This window comes from Streptomyces sp. NPDC058632, from assembly GCF_042717095.1.
Taxonomy (GTDB): Bacteria; Actinomycetota; Actinomycetes; order Streptomycetales; family Streptomycetaceae; genus Streptomyces.
Map to the genome: position 1 here is coordinate 215,227 of NZ_JBHXQZ010000001.1, position 17,471 is coordinate 232,697.

Genomic DNA, 17,471 nt, shown 5'->3' on the forward strand with positions numbered 1-17,471 from the left:
GAGTCATGAACGTACGACGACGCCTCATACCCGCGGCAGCGGCGACCGCGGTCACCGCGCTGGCCCTGGGCACGCTGTCCGCCTGCTCCTCCGACAGCGCCGCCGCGGGCGACACCGGGAAGTTCGACGTCGTCGCCTCCTTCTACCCGATGGCGTTCCTCGCCGAGCAGATCGGCGGCGACCATGTGAACGTCACGAGCCTGACCCAGCCCGGCCAGGAGCCGCACGACCTGGAGATCAGCGCCAAGCAGACCGCGCAGCTCGAGGAGACCGACGCGGCGCTCTACCTCAAGGGCCTGCAGCCCACCGTCGACGAGGCCATCGGCCAGTCCGGTGTGAAGACGAAGATCGACGCGGCCACCCTGACCACCCTGGAGACGCACGGCACCGAGGCCGGGGCGCACGAGGACGAGCACGGTCACGAGGACGAGCACGGTCACACGGACGAGCACGCGGACGAGCACACGGACGAGGCCGAGGGCGGGCACGAAGGCCACAGCCACGAGACCGAGGGCGGCAAGGACCCCCACGTCTGGCTCGACCCGGTCAAGTACGCCGAGGTCGCCGGGGGCGTCGGCAAGGCCTTCGAGAAGGCCGACCCCGACCACGCCGCCGACTACAAGAAGAACACCGAGGCCCTGGTCGGCAAGCTGAACGAGCTGGACACCACGTTCGAGGCGGGCCTCGAGGACCGGAAGTCCGACGTCTTCATCACCACCCACTCCGCCTTCGGCTACCTCGCCGAGCGCTACGGCCTGACCGAGGAGGCCATCAACGGCCTCGACCCCGAGTCCGAGCCCAGCGCGGCCCGCGTGAAGGAGCTCGCCGAGACGGCCAAGGCCGACGGCGTGACCACCGTCTTCTACGAGACACTGGTGAGCGGCGACACCGCGAAGACGGTCGCGGGCGACGCCGGACTGAAGACGGACGTCCTCGACCCGCTCGAGGGCATCACCGACACGTCCCGGGGCGACGACTACTTCGAGGTCATGGAGTCCAACCTGAAGGCCCTGCGGACGGCTCTGGGAGCCGCATGACCGGCCGCCCGGCCGACCACCGACCGACCCACCGGAGGGCGGCAGCATGACGACGAGGACCGACCCCGTCATATCCCTGCGCGGCGTCCACGCCGAGCTGGGCTCGCGCCCCGTCCTGCGCGGCATCGACCTCACCGTGCGCCGCGGTGAGGTCGTCGCCCTGCTCGGCGCCAACGGCTCCGGCAAGTCGACGGCCGTGCGCAGCGTCATCGGCCAGGTGCCGGTCGCCGCCGGCGCGATCGAGCTGTTCGGCACCCCGCAGCGCCGGTTCCGCGACTGGGCGCGGGTGGGATACGTCCCGCAGCGCACCACGGCCGCGGGCGGCGTGCCCGCCACGCTCACCGAGGTGGTCTCCTCCGGCCGGCTCTCCCGCACCCGCTTCGGCGTGTTCCGGGGTGCCGACCGCGAGGCCGTACGGCACGCGCTGGACCTGGTCGGCATGGCGGACCGGGCGAAGGACTCCGTGGACGCGCTCTCCGGCGGCCAGCACCAGCGGGTGCTGATCGCCCGCGCGCTCGCCGCCGAACCCGAGCTGCTGATCCTGGACGAGCCGATGGCGGGTGTCGACCTGGCCAGCCAGGAGGTGCTCGCGACGATCCTGCGCCACCAGGTCGCCCGGGGCACCACCGTCCTGCTCGTCCTGCACGAGCTGGGCCCGCTGGAGCCGTTGATCGACCGGGCGGTCGTCCTGCGCGACGGCTGCGTGACGCACGACGGCCCGCCCCCGAAGGCGGTCGGCCAGCACGCCCTGCCCGGCCACGACCACGTACACCCGCACGCGGCGGGCGCCGAACCTATCCGCACGGGACTGCTGAGCTGATTGCCGATGGACCTCCTGAACTACGCCTTCATGCAGCGGGCCCTGCTGGCGGCCGTCCTGGTCGGCATCACCGCCCCCGCGGTCGGCATCTACCTCGTCCAGCGCCGTCAGGCCCTCATGGGCGACGGCATCGGGCACGTCGCGATGACCGGCGTCGGCCTCGGCTTCCTGCTCTCCTGGTCGCCGGTGTGGATGGCGACCCTGGTCTCCGTGGTCGGCGCCGTCCTGATGGAACTGATCCGCTGGTACGGCAAGGCCCGCGGCGACATCGCCCTCGCGATGCTGTTCTACGGCGGTATGGCGGGCGGCGTGATGTTCATCAACCTCGCCCCGACCGGCTCCAACGCGAATCTCACCTCGTACCTGTTCGGCTCCCTGTCGACGGTCTCCGAGTCCGACGTGACGGCGATCTGTCTGCTGGCCGCGTTCGTGGTGCTGGTCACCGTCGGTCTGCGCCGCCAGCTGTTCGCGGTCAGCCAGGACGAGGAGTTCGCGCGGGTCACGGGCCTGCCGGTGCGGTTCTTGAACCTGCTCACCGCGATCACGGCGGCGGTCACCGTCACCGTCGCGATGCGCGTGGTCGGCCTGCTCCTGGTGAGCGCGCTCATGGTCGTGCCCGTCGCCGCCGCCCAGGCGCTCAGCCGCAGCTTCGCCGCCACCTTCGCCATCGCCGTCGCGATCGGCGTGAGCGTGACCATCGGCGGCACGGTCACCTCGTACTACCAGGACGTGCCGCCCGGAGCGACGATCGTGCTGCTGACGATCGCCGCGTTCATCGCGCTGACCGTACTGGCCACACCGCTGGCCCGCCGACGCGCCCGTGCTCTGGCCGCCGCGCGGCCCGCCCCGGACCCCGCGGAGTGCGCCGTTCCGGCCGGCCGGAAGCCGCCCGGCGACGTCGGCGTCTGACCCGTCTCCGCCCGGCCTGGCACAATGGCCGCGGCAGGGCAGAGGCAGACGTGAGGAGGAGACCGGTGACCACCGCTGGACCGCCCGTGAAGGGCCGCGCCACCAGGCAGCGGGCCGCAGTGGCGGCTGCGCTCCAGGACGTCGACGAGTTCCGCAGCGCGCAGGAGCTGCACGACATGCTCAAGCACAAGGGCGACTCGGTCGGGCTCACCACGGTCTACCGCACCCTGCAGTCCCTCGCCGACGCCGGCGAGGTGGACGTCCTGCGCACCGCCGACGGCGAGTCCGTCTACCGCCGCTGCTCCACCGGCGACCATCACCACCACCTGGTCTGCCGCAACTGCGGCAAGGCGGTCGAGGTCGAGGGCCCGGCCGTGGAGACCTGGGCGGAGGCCATCGCCGCCGAGCACGGCTACGTCAACGTGGCCCACACCGTGGAGATCTTCGGCACGTGCGCGGAGTGCGCGGCGGCATCCAGCGGCACCTGAGATCCCGGACGCGCGAAGGGGCGCGGAGGTGATCTCCGCGCCCCTTCGCCGTACCCGCGTCTCCCCCTACTGTTCCTGCCTGCCCTCCATGGCGAGCAGTTCCTCGTTCGGGATCGCCCCGCCGAAGCGGCGGTCGCGGGAGGCGAATTCCAGACACGCGCGCCACAGGTCCCGGCGGTCGAAGTCCGGCCACAGGACGTCCTGGAAGACCATCTCGGCGTAGGCGCTCTGCCACAGCAGGTAGTTGGACGTACGCTGCTCGCCGCTCGGCCGCAGGAACAGGTCCACGTCCGGCATGTCCGGGTAGTACATGTAGTTCTGCAACGTCTTCTCGTTGACCTTCGCCGGGTCGAGACGCCCCGCCTTCACGTCCTCGGCCAGGGCCTGCGCCGCATCGGCGATCTCCGCCCGCCCGCCGTAGTTCATGCAGAAGTACAGGGTGAGCCGGTCGTTGTCCTTGGTCTGCTCCTGGGCGATCTGGAGTTCCTTGGCGACCGACTTCCACAGCTTGGGCATCCGGCCCACCCAGCGCACCCGCACACCCAGCTCGTCGAGCTCGTCACGGGACTTGCGGATGAAGTCGCGGTTGAAGTTCATCAGGAAGCGCACCTCGTCCGGCGAGCGCTTCCAGTTCTCGGTGGAGAAGGCGTACAGCGAGATGGCTCCGACACCCATCTCGATCCCGCCCTGGAGCACGTCCAGCACCCGCTCGGCGCCGACCTTGTGCCCCTCGGTGCGCGGCAGGCCCCGCTCCTTGGCCCAGCGGCCGTTGCCGTCCATCACGATCGCCACGTGCTTGGGGACCAGCTCGCCCGGGAACTTCGGAGGCCGCGCGCCGGAGGGGTGCGGTTCCGGCGTCCTGTACTCCCGGCGCTGACGCCCCAGGAACCCGCGTACGGCCATGTGCTTCTCGTCTCCTCGTACTGACGTGTCGTGCTGACGTGTCGTGCTTACTTCTCGACGTACCGCAGGGAGCGCAGCCCGCGCTCCAGGTGCCAGTGGAGGTACGCGGACACCAGCCCGCTCCCCTCCCGGACGTGCCGCGCCTCGGACGCGTCCGCCGTCTCCCAGTCTCCCGTGAGCAGCGCGCCGAGCAGTTCCAGGGCCTGCGGCGAGGGTACGACGCTGCCGGGCACCCGGCAGTCGGCGCAGACGGTCCCGCCGGAGGCGACCGAGAAGAACCGGTTCGGTCCGGGCATCCCGCACTTCGCGCAGTCGCCGAAGCTCGGGGCGTAACCGTTGACGGCGAGGGAGCGCAGCAGGAACGCGTCGAGGACGAGATGCGGTGCGTGCTCGCCGCGGGCGAGGGTCCGCAGGGCGCCGACGAGCAGCAGGTACTGCTGGACGGCCGGCTCGCCCTCGTGGTCGGTGAACCGCTCGGCGGTCTCCAGCATGGCCGTTCCGGCGGTGTAGCGGGCGTAGTCGGTGACGATCCCGCCGCCGTACGGCGCGATGGTCTCGCTCTGCGTGCACAGCGGGAGACCGCGCCCGATCAGCTCGCTCCCCTTGGAGAAGAACTGCACGTCCACATGGGAGAACGGTTCGAGGCGTGCGCCGAACTTGGACTTCGTCCGGCGCACGCCCCTCGCCACGGCGCGTACGCGCCCGTGACCGCGCGTGAGCAGAGTGATGATCCGGTCCGCTTCACCCAGCTTCTGGGTGCGCAGCACGATGCCGTCGTCGCGGAACAGACTCATGCACCCATTCTCGCGTACGCGCGAAGCCGGTGGGCCCCGGGCCCGGCGTCAAGGCAGCTCACCTCTACTGCGCGCGTTGGCGTACGCGGTCGCCGCGCGCAGCCGCTCTGCGGGCGTCGCCTGCCGCACCTCGACCGGCTCGGCGTCCCACTCCCGGCCGCCGCCGTACGGTCTCAGCTGGATGTAGGGCCCCTCGTGTCCCATCACGATGCCGATCCGCTCGGTCCGGGTGTCCACGACGTATACACCGACCGGCGGCTTCACTTCGCCACCGCGGCCGCGAGCCGTCGTGCGGTCTCCACGGAACACCGCCCCGGCTCGACGAGCGGACAGGGCGCCTCCCGCGCAAGACTCACCGGGTCCAACCCCAGTGACGGCAGAGTAATTCCGGCCTTCGCGAGTAACGCCCGCAATTCTTTCACCACACCCTCCGCTTCTTCGACGCAGAGCGCCGAGTGCTGTTCCTTCACCTTGGTCCCCCTCCTTTTCGGCTTTCACGCTTCCGCTCCTTGAGGTGCCCGCCGGAACCTACACTCGGAAGAGGTTCGCGCTCCACAAGTAAAGGGCTGCACAAAGGGGTTGGGAAAGGGGCCGGCAATGGCCAATGGTTCACGCCAGGCGGCATGGGAGTTCTTCGGCACGGAGCCGAGGCGACGCCGGAAGGAGTCGGGGTTCACACAGGTGGAGCTGGGGGCTCGGGTGTTCGTGTCGGAGAGGGGGGTTGCATCGGCCAATTCGAACAGGCAATTCGCAAGCCTCAATGGGACGTGGCCCAGCGGATCGACAGCACGCTGCAAACCGACGGTATTTTCGAGCGGCTGCGCAGGAAGCTGATCGACGATATGCGGATTATTTCGCCAAGGCGGCGGACCTGGAGGCACTGGCGACGAAGATCTGCGAGTTCGCGCCGGCGCTGGTTCCCGGGCTGCTGCAGACACCGGCCTGTGCGCGGGCGGTCACGCCGGCAATGAACCCGTTCGCGCCGGACGAGTACATCGAAGAGAAGGTATCCGGCCGGATCGAACGAGCCCGGATCCTCAAGGACGCCACACGCCCGGCGTACTGGGTGATCCCGCATGAGAGCACACTGCGCGTCCCTGTCGGCGGAGCTCCTGTCATGGCTCAGCAGCTGGAACACGTAGCTGCGTCGGTGCGGGGGCGGACAGTGGTGGTGCAGGTGCTGCCCTACTCGGCGGGGGCATACGCGCTCATGAACGGGATGGTGGTGCTCATGGAGTTCGAGGACGCACCGCCAACCGCCTGTACAGAGGCCGTGTATTCGGGAAACCTGATCGACGATCCGGCCATGGTGGAGCGGACACACTCGGCATACGATCTGCTCAGGGCGGACGCGCTGTCACCAGAGGCGTCCCTTCCCTTGATCCAGTCGGCGGCGGAGGACTTCAGACGATGCGCGGGTACAACCTGAGCAAGGCACTCTGGCGCAAGAGCAGCCACAGTGACGGCAACGGCGGCAGCTGCCTCGAAGTCGCCGCCGGAGTCCCCGGCATCGTCCCCGTCCGGGACAGCAAAGTGACCGCCGGCCCCGTCCTGGCCGTCGGGGCGGCGGCCTGGACGGAGTTCATGGGCGCCGTGGGCCGCGGCGGCTCCAGCCGGGGGTAACCCCCCGCACGAACACGCCCGTTGTCCGGATGTGGGCGGCGACGGGAGTCCGGGACGCTCGGACGCATGCCGCACACCACACGTCACACCGCAGTCCTCACTGCCGTACCGGCAGCCGTCCTGGTCGCCCTGGCGCCCTCCTTCACCGCCTCCGCCGAACCCGTACCGTCGTCGTCCGCCTCCTCCCGCTCCGCCCTCTCCTGGGAACCCTGTGGGGGCGCCGGTGACACACGGCCGGTCCCCGAGTGCGCCACGCTCCGAGTCCCCCTGGACCACGCCGACCCGGACGGCCCGGCCATCTCCCTCGCGCTGTCGCGCCTCCCGGCCGAGGACGACCGTGCCCGGCGGGGCGCGCTGTTCCTGATCCCCGGAGGACCGGGCGGCTCGAGTCTGGGCGACCCGGCCGGGAAGGGGCAGAAGCTCCCGCAGAGGGTGCGCGACCAGTACGACCTCATCGGCTTCGCACCCCGTGGCCTCGCCCCCTCCACGGCCGTGGACTGCGGCCTGGAACACGGCGACCTGGCGCTGTCGAAACTGCGCCCGTGGCCGGCCCCCGACGGCTCGGTCGACGGGAACATGGCCACCGCACAGCGCGTCGCGGACGCCTGCGCGCGCAACGGCGGTGAGTTGCTCCGGCACCTCGGCACGGCGGACAACGCCCGGGACCTGGACCGCGTCCGGGCGGCGCTCGGGGAGCGGAGGATCTCCGCCTGGGGCGTGTCGTACGGGACGTACGTCGGGGCGGTCTACAGCGAGATGTTCCCGCACCGGACGGACCGGATCGTGCTGGACAGCAACGACGACCCGGACCCCGAGCGGGTGGCCCGCGCCTGGCTGGCGGGGCACGAGCAGGGGGTCGAGGACGTGTTCCCGCACTTCGCCGCGTGGGCGTCGAAGCCGGGGAACCCGGACCGGGTGGCGAAGACGGCCGCGGAGGTGCGTCCGCTGTTCCTTCGGCTCGCCGCCCGTCTGGACCGCGAGCCGATCCCCTGGCCGGGCGCCGATCCGGAGGAGCTGAACGGCAACGTCCTGCGCCAGACCATGCTGGACAGCCTGTACCGGCCCTCCCGCTACCCGGCCCTGGCGAAGCTGATCCTGGCTGCGCAGAAGGGCACGGTGCCGCCCGCGCCGCCCGCCCCGCCGGAGGAGGTGCTCCAGAACGTCGCCGCCGTGGGCGCCGGGACCCTGTGCAACGACGTGGCCTGGCCCAAGTCCCCTGCCGTGTACGAGAAGGACGTCGCCGAGAGCCGCGCCGCGTTCCCGCTGACGGCCGGGATGCCGCGCAACGCGATGCCGTGCGCGGCGTGGCCGTACCCGCCCCGCCGGGCGCCGGTGAGGATCACGGACCGGGGGCCGTCCAACATCCTGCTCGTGCAGAACGAACGGGACGTCGCCACCCCGCTCACCGGCGCCAGGAAGCTGCGCGAGGCGCTGGGCCGGCGGGCGGTGATGGTGACCGTGAACTCCACCGGCCACGACGCCTACCTCGCCGAGGGCAACGCCTGCGGCGACGCCCGGGTCTCCCACTTCCTGGCCACCGGCGAACGCCCCACCCGGGACACGTACTGTCGTTAGACGGCGGAACGGGATCATTCACGCGGCGCGGGTGTACAACCTGTGAGGGTTCCGGGTGGTTGTGCGTCACGGATTGATTCACGCCTTGGTGGGCATACAGGTTGAAGCGTACGAATACGCGGCGGCCGTTCGTGCCGCGGGATGCTTCCACCCCCTCCCCGTTTCCTCCCAACTTCCGCTTTTCCGCTGGGCGGTTGGTCCGATCGGAGGATGACCCGGCTATGACGCCGATGGCGTGACGTTTCGGCGGGGCGGCGCCTGTGGCGGGCTCCGGGGCGGTCTCCTGTGAGGTAGGACCGCAATTCTTTGGAGACCGACGTGACCGCCACCTCGTACGAGTACGGCCCCCACCACACCTACGTCGACCCGTACGCCTTCGACGGAAGCGCCTACGGCGACTTCCCGATCGCGCCGCCGCACCCGCCGGCTCGGCTGGACGTCGCCATCGACCCGCAGGACCGGCGGCGGCTGGAGCTCCACGCGGCCCTGACCGCCGCCGGTATCCCGCCGCTTCCCGAGGACCGCGAGGCCATCGACCGGCTCAGCGCCCTGCCCGGCAACATCAACAACACGATCCAGCGCTGGCTGCAGCACGCCCTCTGACGCGAGGCGGGGCGTACGGGAGGGCCGTCACGGCGTCCCCGGCGCGACCAGCCCCGACTCGTGGGCCACGATGACCAGCCGGGCCCGGTCGCGGGCGGCGAGCCTGCCCGTGATCCGGCTGACATGGGTCTTCGCCGTGAGCGGGCTCAGCCCCGACGCCTCGGCGATCTCGGTGTCGTTGAGCCCGCGCGCGACCAGCGCGAGCACTTCCCGCTCGCGGTCCGACAGGCACTCGGGACCGGCCGCCACCGGCATCTCGGGACTGCGCAGGAAGCGTGCGATCAGCCGTGCCGTGGGCCCCGGTGACAGCAGCGCCTCCGCTGCGGTCACGGTGCGGATCGCGTCCACGATGTTCTCGTCGGTGTCGAGGTGGTCAGGACGAGCACCTGCACCCCGGCGAGGTCCTCGTCGGCGGTGACCAGCCGGGTGGCCTCGGCCGGCCCGCCGTCCCGATGATGGACGAGCACCAGGTCGGTGGCCCCACCGCCGGGCAACTCCGCCTGGATGCGGGCGGCCTGGGTGGAGTCGGCACTGTCGGGCAGACAGTCGGCGGCCCGGTTCTGCTGCACCTCGCTGAACTTCCCGGCCGGCGGCCCGGCCGGCACCCAGGGCACAGCACGCCCCGCACGTGTCCTTGCGGCCCCCATGACACCGTCTCCCTCCACTCGGACCCGGCCGACTCAGCCTGATTCGCTCACCAGACTCCCGGCGTGGGAGGGCCGATACGTCAAACGCGAGGGCGAGTCGGCGGGTACTGCGGAGGGTGGCGCGGGGGGGGGCTGGTTACTCCCCGGGGAGCAACGGGGGCGTGGGCCGGGCGAAGGCGGGGCGGAGCCGTGGAGAGGGCGCCGGGCAGGGCGTCCTCAGGTGCGGTCGACCATCCAGGTGCCGTCCTCCTCGTCGTCGACCCGCACCTCCAGTTCGCGGACGCTCATACCCGCCTCCCAGAGTTTCCAGAAGCGCTTCATCTGCTCCTGGACATGGTCCGGACGTGCGATGAGCCGGGTTCTGACATTGACGTCGCGCAGGTCCTGCTCGATCTCGAAGGACACTTCCTCGTCGTAGACGATGAAGTCGTTGGCGGTGCCGCGCTGGATGTGCGGCGGCAGTTCCGGCAGCACCGCCACCCGCACCTCGATGCGCAGCGCCTCCTGCTCGTCGCACAGCCGCAGCAGTCGGTCGTCGAGTTCGCGGGCGCTCTCCAGCAGGAACAGGCGCCGTACGGGCACCCCGTGCTCCTCGATCGCCTGCTTCTGCGCGTCGAGGTAGCGGCCCGCGGGCTCGCTGTTCCAGAACTCCCGGTCGACGGACGTACTGATGGCGCAGATCGACCGTTCCGCGACGTGGGCGAGGCTGAGCATCCAGTCGTGGTTCTCCCCGTGGCTCTCCACGCTCAGCCGGGTGAGCGCCGACATGTGCTCGATCACCCGCTGCATCTCCAGCCGGATGAAGGAGTGCAGGAGCGGGGATCCGGGCGCCAGGAAGTCGGCGAAGCGCTGGGCCAGTTCGGGTACGCCGTCCATGCGGACCCGGTCCAGCGTCGGATAGGGCTGCGAGGGCCGGTCCAGCTGTGCGAAGCGGTTCTCGACCAGCTGCTTCATGTCCTCGGCGTGCCGGCTCAAGGCGGTCCGCGTCTCCTCGGCGTGCCGGGTGAGACCGGCCTTCAGGGCGTCGTCGTACCGCTGGAGACCGTCCCGGACGGTGTTCTCCACCTCGGTGGCGGTCCCGGTCAGGACGCGCTCCGCCCACCTCTCCCGTTCCCGCCCGTACCTGTCCTGCCTCTCCCGCGTCTGCCACTCCCGCGCCTCGCGGTCCGGGCCGAGGAGGTACTGGACGGCCACGACGGCACCGGCGCAGAGCGCGGCGGCGGCGAGCTGCCGCCCCGTACCGGCGTCCGGGGCCAGCAGCGCGGCGACGCCCCAGGCGAGGAGGCCGAGGACCAGGCCGACCAGCAGCCGGCGCTGCCATGCGAATGCGGCCGGACCCGGCCACCTGCCCGGCTCGTCGGTCATGTCGGGCGCGTCGCGTGCGTCCGCCGAAGGGGGTGACACTGTGCCGCCCGGGTCGTCCGGCGGTCCCGCCTGTGCGGGAATCGCCGTGCCGGGTTCGGGCCGGGTGCCCTCGGACTCAGGTGATGGTGCCGTGCTCATCTCGCTCTTCCCCCCGTTGGGATACACGTCGGATCGGGATGCGGAAATGTGCTTGGGGCCGGGTCCGGCGGTTGCCCGGTGTCCGGTCAGGGACCCATGTCCGCCTCCCGGTGGGGGGCCGGGATCGCGTGCAGGGTGAGCTGGTCGCGGATGCGTTGCACGAGGGTCTGCCACTGCCGGGTGAAGCCGGGCCGTTCCTCCAGCGCGTCCCAGAGCGGCGCCAGGTCCTGCGCCACCCGGGCCCGCGGCATCCACAGGTGCAGCAGATGGTCGACGGTGGGCCGCAGCGCCCTGACCACGGCGGGAAGCTCCTCGCCCGCTCCCGGACGCTGCCTCGGCCGCTGCCGGGCCGGCGGTGTCCCGGCCGCCCCGGCGCCGGCCCCGCCGGCCCCCAGCCGGATGCCGTCGAGGATGCGGACCACCGTGGTGAGCAGCCAGTCGTGCAGGGCGAGGTCGTCGCAGAGCCCGGCGAGCCCCTCGCTGGGAGTGCCCTCGGGCACCCGGAGCCGGACGGTGCGCAGCTCGTCCTCGGCGAGGGTGAACCGCTCGATCGACGGGCCGGCGCCCGGGTCCGCGGGCAGGGCCACCCAGCGGAGCCGGGTGGGGCGGGACCTGAGGGGCGGCCGGTGGTCGAGCAGGGGGTGGCGCAGCAGTCTGGTGTGCAGTCCGTCCGCGATCAGGCCGACGTCGAGATCGCCGTGCCGCCCGCCGTTCAGCACGCCCTCGGCCACCGCCTCGTGGGGCAGCTTCCCGAACGGCTCGACCACACCGGGCCTTACCAGGTAGTGGCCCCACGGCCGCCGGTGGTCGGGGCCGGTGGCGGGCACCCTGAAGTACGCGGAGGCCTGGAGCAGGCGTCCCTCGGTGAGCGCGGCCCGTGCGGCGACCGTGCCGACGGCGCGGACCCGGGCGCCGTTGGCGCTGGGCAGGGGGCAGTCGACGCCGGTGAGCGTGTCGGGCGAGCGCCCGTAGAGGTTGGGGCGCTCGGAGAGCAGGACGCGTTCGTCGGCGCGCAGTCCGAGGAGCTGGGCGGCGGCCCGGCTGTCGAGGGCCTGCAGGGCCGGCAGCAGCGAGGTGCGGACCTCTCCGCAGGCGAGCACGACACGCGGTACGGTCTTCGCCGGCCCCATGTCACGGCCCCGCGTAGAAGACGTAGGAGACGCGGTCGGCGACCGAGTCGGGGACGGGCACCTTCTCGCCGGCGGACCGGCGGGCGGCCTGGCCCAGCGCTTCGGGGTCCACCTCGGTCTGGTCGAGGATGACGCGGACGGCGTGCTCGACGGGCAGGAACCGGTTGGGCACCACCGAGCATGTGCGGTACGCGGCGAACGGGTCCGCCCGCGGGTTGAGCCGGATCAGCGGGGGCAGTTCGTCCCAGTCGTCGGGGAAGCCGTCGGCGGTGTGCGGCTGGGGTTCGAGGACGGCCTCGCCCTCGGTGCGCAGCAGGCCGAGGCGGGCGAGCTGCCACACCGCGGCGAGGAAGGGGCAGGACCAGGTGCGCTGTCCGTCGGGCGCGTCGCTCCAGAGTTCGACGTCCAGGAAGACGGAGTGGCGGCGGGACGCGGTCTCCTTGGGCGGCTGCCAGACGGCGGCCTTCTTCATCGCTTGCGGGGCGCGCGCGACGGGGCTGCGCTCACCGTTGGCCAGCCAGCCGGTCTGCGCGGCCGGCGGGCGCAGGCCGTAGCTGCCGGGCGGTGGTTCCTCGACGAGGCGGCCGGCCACCGCCTCCGCGACGGGCACCTTGCCGGCGACCGCGCAGCCCGACTCGCGGGCCAGGTAGTCGACGGCCAGCCCGGCCCGGTCCGCCTCCGTCAGCAGCAGCGGGACGAGTTCGGCGGGGCTGGAGAACTGGGTGAAGTAGTCGTCGATGAGGAAGCAGGTGCTGATCCGGGGGCGTTTGCCGCCGGTCTGGGCGGCCGCCGCGGCCCGCGCCGCGTCCGCCCAGGGCCGTACCTGCGCGAAGTGCCGCCGCAGGTGCTCCGGACCGGCCTCGAAGTCCTCCATGTAGAGGTGGCCCAGCTCCAGGGAGAGGTGGGACAGCGGCACCGCCTGGGTGCGTGGTTCGGCGGTGGTCTCGCGGAACACTGCGTCCGTCATGGCCGCCCCCAGCAGGAGTCGTCGGTCAGGCGTCGTGCGATCTCCTCCAGCGCCTCGAGCGTCTCCTTGTTGGCGATCTGGGTGGAGAGCACGTCCTCTTCGGTGATCAGCTGCTCGCGCCACTGCAGGACGGGTTCCAGCGGTACGGCGCCGAGCACCACGCTGTCGCCGATGCGGTGCTCCGAGGCGAGCCGGCGCAGGGCGTCGTCGCAGGACTGCATCCAGGCCGCCTGGGCGGGTGAACCCTGGGCCCACAGAGGCGAGTCGGGGTCGGGCACAGCGGCCCGTACGAACCGGATGGCGCCGCGCAGGGCCTCCTCGTCGTGCCCGCGGTCGACGCCGCCCCTGATGATGCCGTTTTCCTTGTGGACCAGCCCGGCGGCGGCGATCACGTGCTGCCGGGTCCAGCGGTGGAAGACGAGCCAGCGGAAGGGGACGTAGCGCATCCGGGGGTGGGCGGTCGCCGCCAGGACCATGTCCACGGCGTAGCTGCGCCCGGCGCTGAGGTCCACCACGGTCAGGTCGAACTCGCCGTTCAGTCTGAGCAGGAGGTCGACGCAGCGGTCGAGGGTGTCCTCGCCGGTGACGAACTCGCCGCCGCCGGCGTCGCCGGGTAACAGGGTCAGGCGGCCGGACTGGTTCGGCCGGGCGTGCAGCTGGGGGTGCTCGGTCTGGCGCCAGACGTCGATCCTGGCCGGTTCGGGGACCTCGCCCTCCAGGTAGGAGTGCAGGCCCCGCTCCGCGATGCCGCGCATCGCGCCCGGTACGTCGAAGACGGCGGCGGCCGTGGGCGAGCCGAAGTCGAAGTCCACGTAGGCCACGTGGTCACCGGTGAGGGCGCGCTGGTAGGCCAGGTTGGCGCTGGTGACCGAGCGGCCCGTGCCTCCCTTGTCGGAGGCGGCGAAGACGAGCACGGCTCACATCTCCTCTGCGGCGGCACCGCGGGCCTGGGCCAGGGTGTCGAGTTCCTGGAGCACGGGCAGGGCGAGTGCGAACGCGGTGGCGGGCCGCTCGTCGACCAGGTCACGGGCGTGGTCCAGGCGGTTCTCGATGCTCCGCATGGCCCGTCCCCGGCTGCCGTCGGCGGTGGCGGAGGCCTCCAGCTGTTCCTTGCCGAACAGATGGGCGGCCTCGCTGAGCAGTTCGCGGGCCAGCTCGGCGAGTTCAGGGCTGCGGATGGGCTGCTGCTCGTACAGGCCGCGGGCGGCGACCAGGCACTCGGTGACGCGCTCGGTGATGCTCCAGGAGAGGCGCCGGCCGAGGGCCGCGTCCGGGAAGACGGCTGCCGCGTTGTCCCAGAGGCCGGCTCCGTCGCCGTCCTCGATCCGCCGGTTCCACAGGTGCCCGAACGTCTGCTCGCCCAGGCGGATCAGGCGGTCCTGTGCCTCGATGTTCCGGGAGAGTGCCGCGAGCTGGATGATCCGCTTGAGCAGTTGTGCGGAGAAGTCGGTCATCCGCCACTCCAGCGGCGCGCCGGACCGCTCGGACCCGGCGAGCGGCATGGTGACCCCCGGGTGGTGCAGCCGGACGGTGGGGTCGTTCCTGGTCATCCGGCTGGTGACGCGGCCTCGGTCGGCGAGGCGTTCCATGATGGCGACGGTGCGGGTGAGGTCGTCGTCGGTCGCTTTCCGGCGGATCAGGTCGTGGACGAGGATGGCCGCCACGGTGAGGGAGAAGTACTCCGACTCCAGCCGCAGACCGGTGGTCTGCCAGGGGAGGTCCTCCAGGGGCCAGCGCTCGGTGCCGAAGCGGGCGATGGCCGACCAGTACTGCTGGCTGAGTTCCCAGCGCAGGCGTAACGCCTCGGCGAGCTTCTGCTGGTCGGCGTCGAGCAGCCCCAGGGTGAGGGTGCGATCGGAGAACAGGTCCTGGATGCCGTCCAGGGCGACGACGGTGAAGTACACGTAGGGCAGCCGGTCGGCGATGCCGTCGGGCTGGCCCTTGACCAGGACGTCCAGGTCGGTGATGGTCGGCGCGTCCTTCACCACGCCCCAGGCCCAGCCGCACTCGAAGAGCTGGCTCTCGTCCCGGATGCTCTCGTCGACCTCGATGCCACGGCTGAGGCTTTCGATGATCGTGGCGCGCAGCGGGCGGAATCTGCGGGAGAACTGCTGGAGCACGGCCCGGTCGGACTGCTTGTCCTGCCCGATGACCTGGATGAGCCGTCGGCCCTGCTCGGACTCGGCGTCGAAGACGTTGACGGTGAAGGAGCGCAGCAGGCTGACCATCGCGGCGGTCAGCCGGGCGTTGGTGGCGTCTCTCAGTTCGCCGAGCGACCTGCGCACCTCGGGCCGGGTGGTGTTCTCCTCGTAGACCTTGAGGAACCCCAGGGTGGCCAGGCACAGCGTGACGGACATGGAGTAGGCGTCGACGACGCCCAGCTGGGTTTGTTCGTGGGTGAGTTTCTGCTTCGGGTCGGTCGGCCTGAAGTAGTGCCCGCCGGAGAAGGTGGGGCTGTCGTCCGGCCCGGTGTGGGTGCGCATGAACTGGGACAGGACGGTGATCATGTTGGGCGGGATCTCGAGCCGGCTGCCGACCCGCTCCAGCGCGCGCAGGACATCCCGCTCGGTGGTGTCCGGTTGGTCGAGACGGAACGCGGGGACCTCGGTGGCGGGGTACAGCAGGCAGAGCAGCCGCTCCGCGTCCGCGACGGAACTCAGCCCGTCGGTTTCCCCCCAGACGAGCTTTCCGTCGTCGAACGAATGGCGGGCCGCGGCCCGCCAGATGTCCAGCAGATGCTGCCGTGGCTTGATCTGCATTCCCGCACCCCTCGTACAGATCTGGTTACCCTGTGTGCAGAGACGGTCCCCGCTCCTAGGGGACGGCAATCTCCGAATTGCGCCGTCCCAGGGCGAGGATGATTCCCTCGTGACCCGGCCGCACCATGTGGTGCAGATCGTGGAGTTCCAGCTCGGAGGTGAAGGGCTCCAGGCTCTCGCGGACCCGGTCCTCGTTCACCCGGTAGGCCGGGTACCGGTGTTCGCCGACCTGGTAGCCGACCGACTCCTTCATGAACGCGGCGGCGAAGGGGGCTCCTTCGGTCAGCACGTCCATGAAGCACCGTACGCCCCGCAGGAATTCGTCGGGGCACTCGGACATCGAGTCCGCGACGAAGAACATCGTCCCGATGTCCCAGCGCCGCTGTCCGTCGAGGTCGAGCAGGTTGGCCCGCTCCACCCGGACGATCTCGCTGAACCGGGCCCTCGGTTCGACGCCGGCGTAGGCGGGGGCCTCGTTCAGTTCGTTCCAGAACGCGTCCCAGGCCTCGTCGTAGCCATCGGGTGACGTCTGCCGCTCCAGGTACTCGACGTTCGGTTGCGCGTACTCGAGCAGGACGATCTTCTCGCACCACGGGAGCATGGCCAGGCCCGGATAGAGGTTCGCGCCGGCCCCGACGTCGACACCGCGCACCGCCCCCGGGACCCCCCCGCCGAAGCAGCCGCTGAAGTAGTCGCGCATCAACCGCACGATCAGCAGGTCGACTTCGAGCGGTGTGCGGTAGTTGAGGTCGACATACACCTCGGGATCGAAATGCGACCACGGCGCGTCGGCGTTGCGATCCATCATCACCCTGTCGTTTCCCATCAGTGTCGGACAAGACCCTGTGCCCTGGGCGCATGTCCTCGCGGACACCGGCAGACGGAACAGCGTCTGCCGGTACTCGCACGGTAAACCGACGCGAAACACGCAGAGAGCTGGGAATGAGCCAGTCCCCAACGAACAGGCGCACGACAGGCGCACGTCAGCACTTCACCGACAAACCTGAACTCGCCCTTGCACGCAGTAAGTTGGACGCTCACTGTAACGAGGGGAAACCGTCGGCCGCCACCGGGACGCCCACTTCCTTAGGGTGAACCGCGCCGGGGCTGCCTCGTTGACGCCCACACATCCCGCACGTCCCGACTGGGGGTGGCATGACCGCCGAGCCGCTGGAGCACGCCCTGGACCGCCGCGGGTTCCTCAGGGAACCGGACCCGTTCCCCGACCCGCGGCCCCTGCTGCGGACGGCACAGGAGTCCGACCTGCCCGAGCTCCGGCGGCTCGACGAGGCGGTCTTCCAGGAGGTCGCGTACCCCGCGTTCCTGTTTCGCCAGCTCTACGACATGTACGCCGAGCATCTCCTGGTCCTCGACGACGGCGGGGGACGCCTGCGCGGCTACGTCCTGGCCGCGACCACGGCGCTCAACCGGGAGAGCTGGATCCTCGGCCTGTGCGTGGCCGAGGAGCGCCGCCGCCACGGACTGGGCCGGGAACTGATGGCGGAGGCCCTGGCGCGGCTGCGCGAGAGCGGCATCGAACAGGTCCGTCTGACCGTGGAACCCGCCAACCGCGCGGCCATCCGGCTCTACCGGTCCCTGGGCTTCCGTCTCGAGCAACCCGACGCCGGGCTGCGCCGGGACTACTTCGGCCCCGGCCAGGACCGCCTGATCATGCGCCTCGGACTCACCGGCTTCCACTGAGCCGAGCCTGGC

18 protein-coding genes and 2 pseudogenes are annotated in these 17,471 nt (G+C 71.2%); 9 read left to right on the top strand and 11 right to left on the bottom strand.

What is annotated here, in order from left to right:
• The first annotated feature begins 5 nt into the window (after positions 1-5).
• The 4 genes from ACFWVE_RS01035 to ACFWVE_RS01050 all read left to right on the top strand — a co-directional run bounded on the left by ACFWVE_RS01035 (position 6) and on the right by ACFWVE_RS01050 (position 3,254).
• Entirely contained in the window at positions 6-1,037 is a 1,032-nt protein-coding gene (locus tag ACFWVE_RS01035; protein ID WP_384006938.1) for a metal ABC transporter substrate-binding protein, read from the top strand.
• 46 nt (positions 1,038-1,083) lie between these two features.
• A complete protein-coding gene (locus ACFWVE_RS01040; protein ID WP_384006940.1) occupies positions 1,084-1,857 on the top strand; it encodes a metal ABC transporter ATP-binding protein in 774 nt (257 codons plus the stop codon).
• A gap of 6 nt (positions 1,858-1,863) precedes the next feature.
• Positions 1,864-2,766, top strand: a complete 903-nt coding sequence (locus tag ACFWVE_RS01045) for a metal ABC transporter permease (RefSeq protein ID WP_384006943.1) — start codon at positions 1,864-1,866, stop codon at positions 2,764-2,766.
• Between the two features lie 65 nt (positions 2,767-2,831).
• Positions 2,832-3,254, top strand: a complete 423-nt coding sequence (locus ACFWVE_RS01050) for a Fur family transcriptional regulator (protein ID WP_384006946.1) — start codon at positions 2,832-2,834, stop codon at positions 3,252-3,254.
• 66 nt (positions 3,255-3,320) lie between these two features.
• On the opposite strand, the gene ACFWVE_RS01055 is transcribed toward ACFWVE_RS01050, so the two are convergent.
• Genes ACFWVE_RS01055 through ACFWVE_RS01070 form a run of 4 tightly spaced genes read right to left on the bottom strand, consistent with a single transcriptional unit; the run spans position 3,321 to position 5,421 of the window.
• On the bottom strand, positions 3,321-4,157 hold the full coding sequence (locus ACFWVE_RS01055; RefSeq protein ID WP_384006949.1) for an isoprenyl transferase: 837 nt from the start codon (positions 4,155-4,157) through the stop codon (positions 3,321-3,323).
• Positions 4,158-4,204: 47 nt separating this feature from the next.
• A complete protein-coding gene (recO, locus tag ACFWVE_RS01060) occupies positions 4,205-4,951 on the bottom strand; it encodes a DNA repair protein RecO (RefSeq protein WP_384006952.1) in 747 nt (248 codons plus the stop codon).
• Between the two features lie 48 nt (positions 4,952-4,999).
• Entirely contained in the window at positions 5,000-5,215 is a 216-nt protein-coding gene (locus ACFWVE_RS01065) for a hypothetical protein (RefSeq protein WP_384006955.1), read from the bottom strand.
• Positions 5,212-5,421 carry a hypothetical protein gene (locus tag ACFWVE_RS01070; RefSeq protein WP_384006958.1) on the bottom strand — a complete coding sequence of 70 codons (210 nt, stop codon included), beginning with the start codon at positions 5,419-5,421 and terminating at the stop codon, positions 5,212-5,214. Before ACFWVE_RS01070 ends, ACFWVE_RS01065 begins: the two co-directional genes overlap by 4 nt.
• 127 nt (positions 5,422-5,548) lie before the next feature.
• Between ACFWVE_RS01070 and ACFWVE_RS01075 the strand changes: the two are divergent.
• The 4 genes and pseudogenes from ACFWVE_RS01075 (at position 5,549) to ACFWVE_RS01090 (ending at position 8,752) form a co-directional block, all read left to right on the top strand.
• Positions 5,549-6,380 (top strand): annotated as a pseudogene (locus ACFWVE_RS01075) (Scr1 family TA system antitoxin-like transcriptional regulator).
• Positions 6,362-6,574 (top strand): DUF397 domain-containing protein, encoded by a 213-nt coding sequence (locus ACFWVE_RS01080; RefSeq protein ID WP_384006961.1) that lies wholly within the window; start codon positions 6,362-6,364, stop codon positions 6,572-6,574. Before ACFWVE_RS01075 ends, ACFWVE_RS01080 begins: the two are co-directional and overlap by 19 nt.
• Positions 6,575-6,640: 66 nt before the next feature.
• Complete coding sequence (locus ACFWVE_RS01085) at positions 6,641-8,149, top strand: alpha/beta hydrolase (protein WP_384006964.1); 1,509 nt, start codon at positions 6,641-6,643, stop codon at positions 8,147-8,149.
• 318 nt (positions 8,150-8,467) lie between these two features.
• Positions 8,468-8,752, top strand: a complete 285-nt coding sequence (locus tag ACFWVE_RS01090; protein ID WP_384006966.1) for a hypothetical protein — start codon at positions 8,468-8,470, stop codon at positions 8,750-8,752.
• Between the two features lie 27 nt (positions 8,753-8,779).
• Here the strand turns inward: ACFWVE_RS01090 and ACFWVE_RS01095 are convergent.
• From ACFWVE_RS01095 to ACFWVE_RS01125, 7 genes and pseudogenes are all read right to left on the bottom strand, one after another.
• Positions 8,780-9,321 (bottom strand): annotated as a pseudogene (locus ACFWVE_RS01095) (response regulator transcription factor).
• A gap of 294 nt (positions 9,322-9,615) precedes the next feature.
• Positions 9,616-10,902 (bottom strand): hypothetical protein, encoded by a 1,287-nt coding sequence (locus ACFWVE_RS01100; protein ID WP_384006969.1) that lies wholly within the window; start codon positions 10,900-10,902, stop codon positions 9,616-9,618.
• An 86-nt stretch (positions 10,903-10,988) separates the two neighbouring features.
• Entirely contained in the window at positions 10,989-12,032 is a 1,044-nt protein-coding gene (locus ACFWVE_RS01105) for an SCO2521 family protein (protein ID WP_384006971.1), read from the bottom strand.
• Position 12,033: 1 nt separating this feature from the next.
• On the bottom strand, positions 12,034-12,999 hold the full coding sequence (locus ACFWVE_RS01110; protein ID WP_384006974.1) for an SCO2522 family protein: 966 nt from the start codon (positions 12,997-12,999) through the stop codon (positions 12,034-12,036).
• Complete coding sequence (locus tag ACFWVE_RS01115; protein ID WP_384006977.1) at positions 12,996-13,913, bottom strand: SCO2523 family variant P-loop protein; 918 nt, start codon at positions 13,911-13,913, stop codon at positions 12,996-12,998. The genes ACFWVE_RS01110 and ACFWVE_RS01115 overlap by 4 nt, the downstream gene beginning before the upstream one ends.
• A 3-nt stretch (positions 13,914-13,916) precedes the next feature.
• Positions 13,917-15,758, bottom strand: coding sequence for an SCO2524 family protein (locus ACFWVE_RS01120; RefSeq protein ID WP_384006979.1), 1,842 nt, complete (start codon positions 15,756-15,758; stop codon positions 13,917-13,919).
• Positions 15,759-15,813: 55 nt separating this feature from the next.
• A complete protein-coding gene (locus ACFWVE_RS01125) occupies positions 15,814-16,566 on the bottom strand; it encodes an SCO2525 family SAM-dependent methyltransferase (RefSeq protein ID WP_384006982.1) in 753 nt (250 codons plus the stop codon).
• A gap of 347 nt (positions 16,567-16,913) precedes the next feature.
• Between ACFWVE_RS01125 and ACFWVE_RS01130 the strand changes: the two genes are divergently transcribed.
• Positions 16,914-17,459 carry a GNAT family N-acetyltransferase gene (locus ACFWVE_RS01130; RefSeq protein ID WP_384006985.1) on the top strand — a complete coding sequence of 182 codons (546 nt, stop codon included), beginning with the start codon at positions 16,914-16,916 and terminating at the stop codon, positions 17,457-17,459.
• Positions 17,460-17,471: the final 12 nt, after the last annotated feature.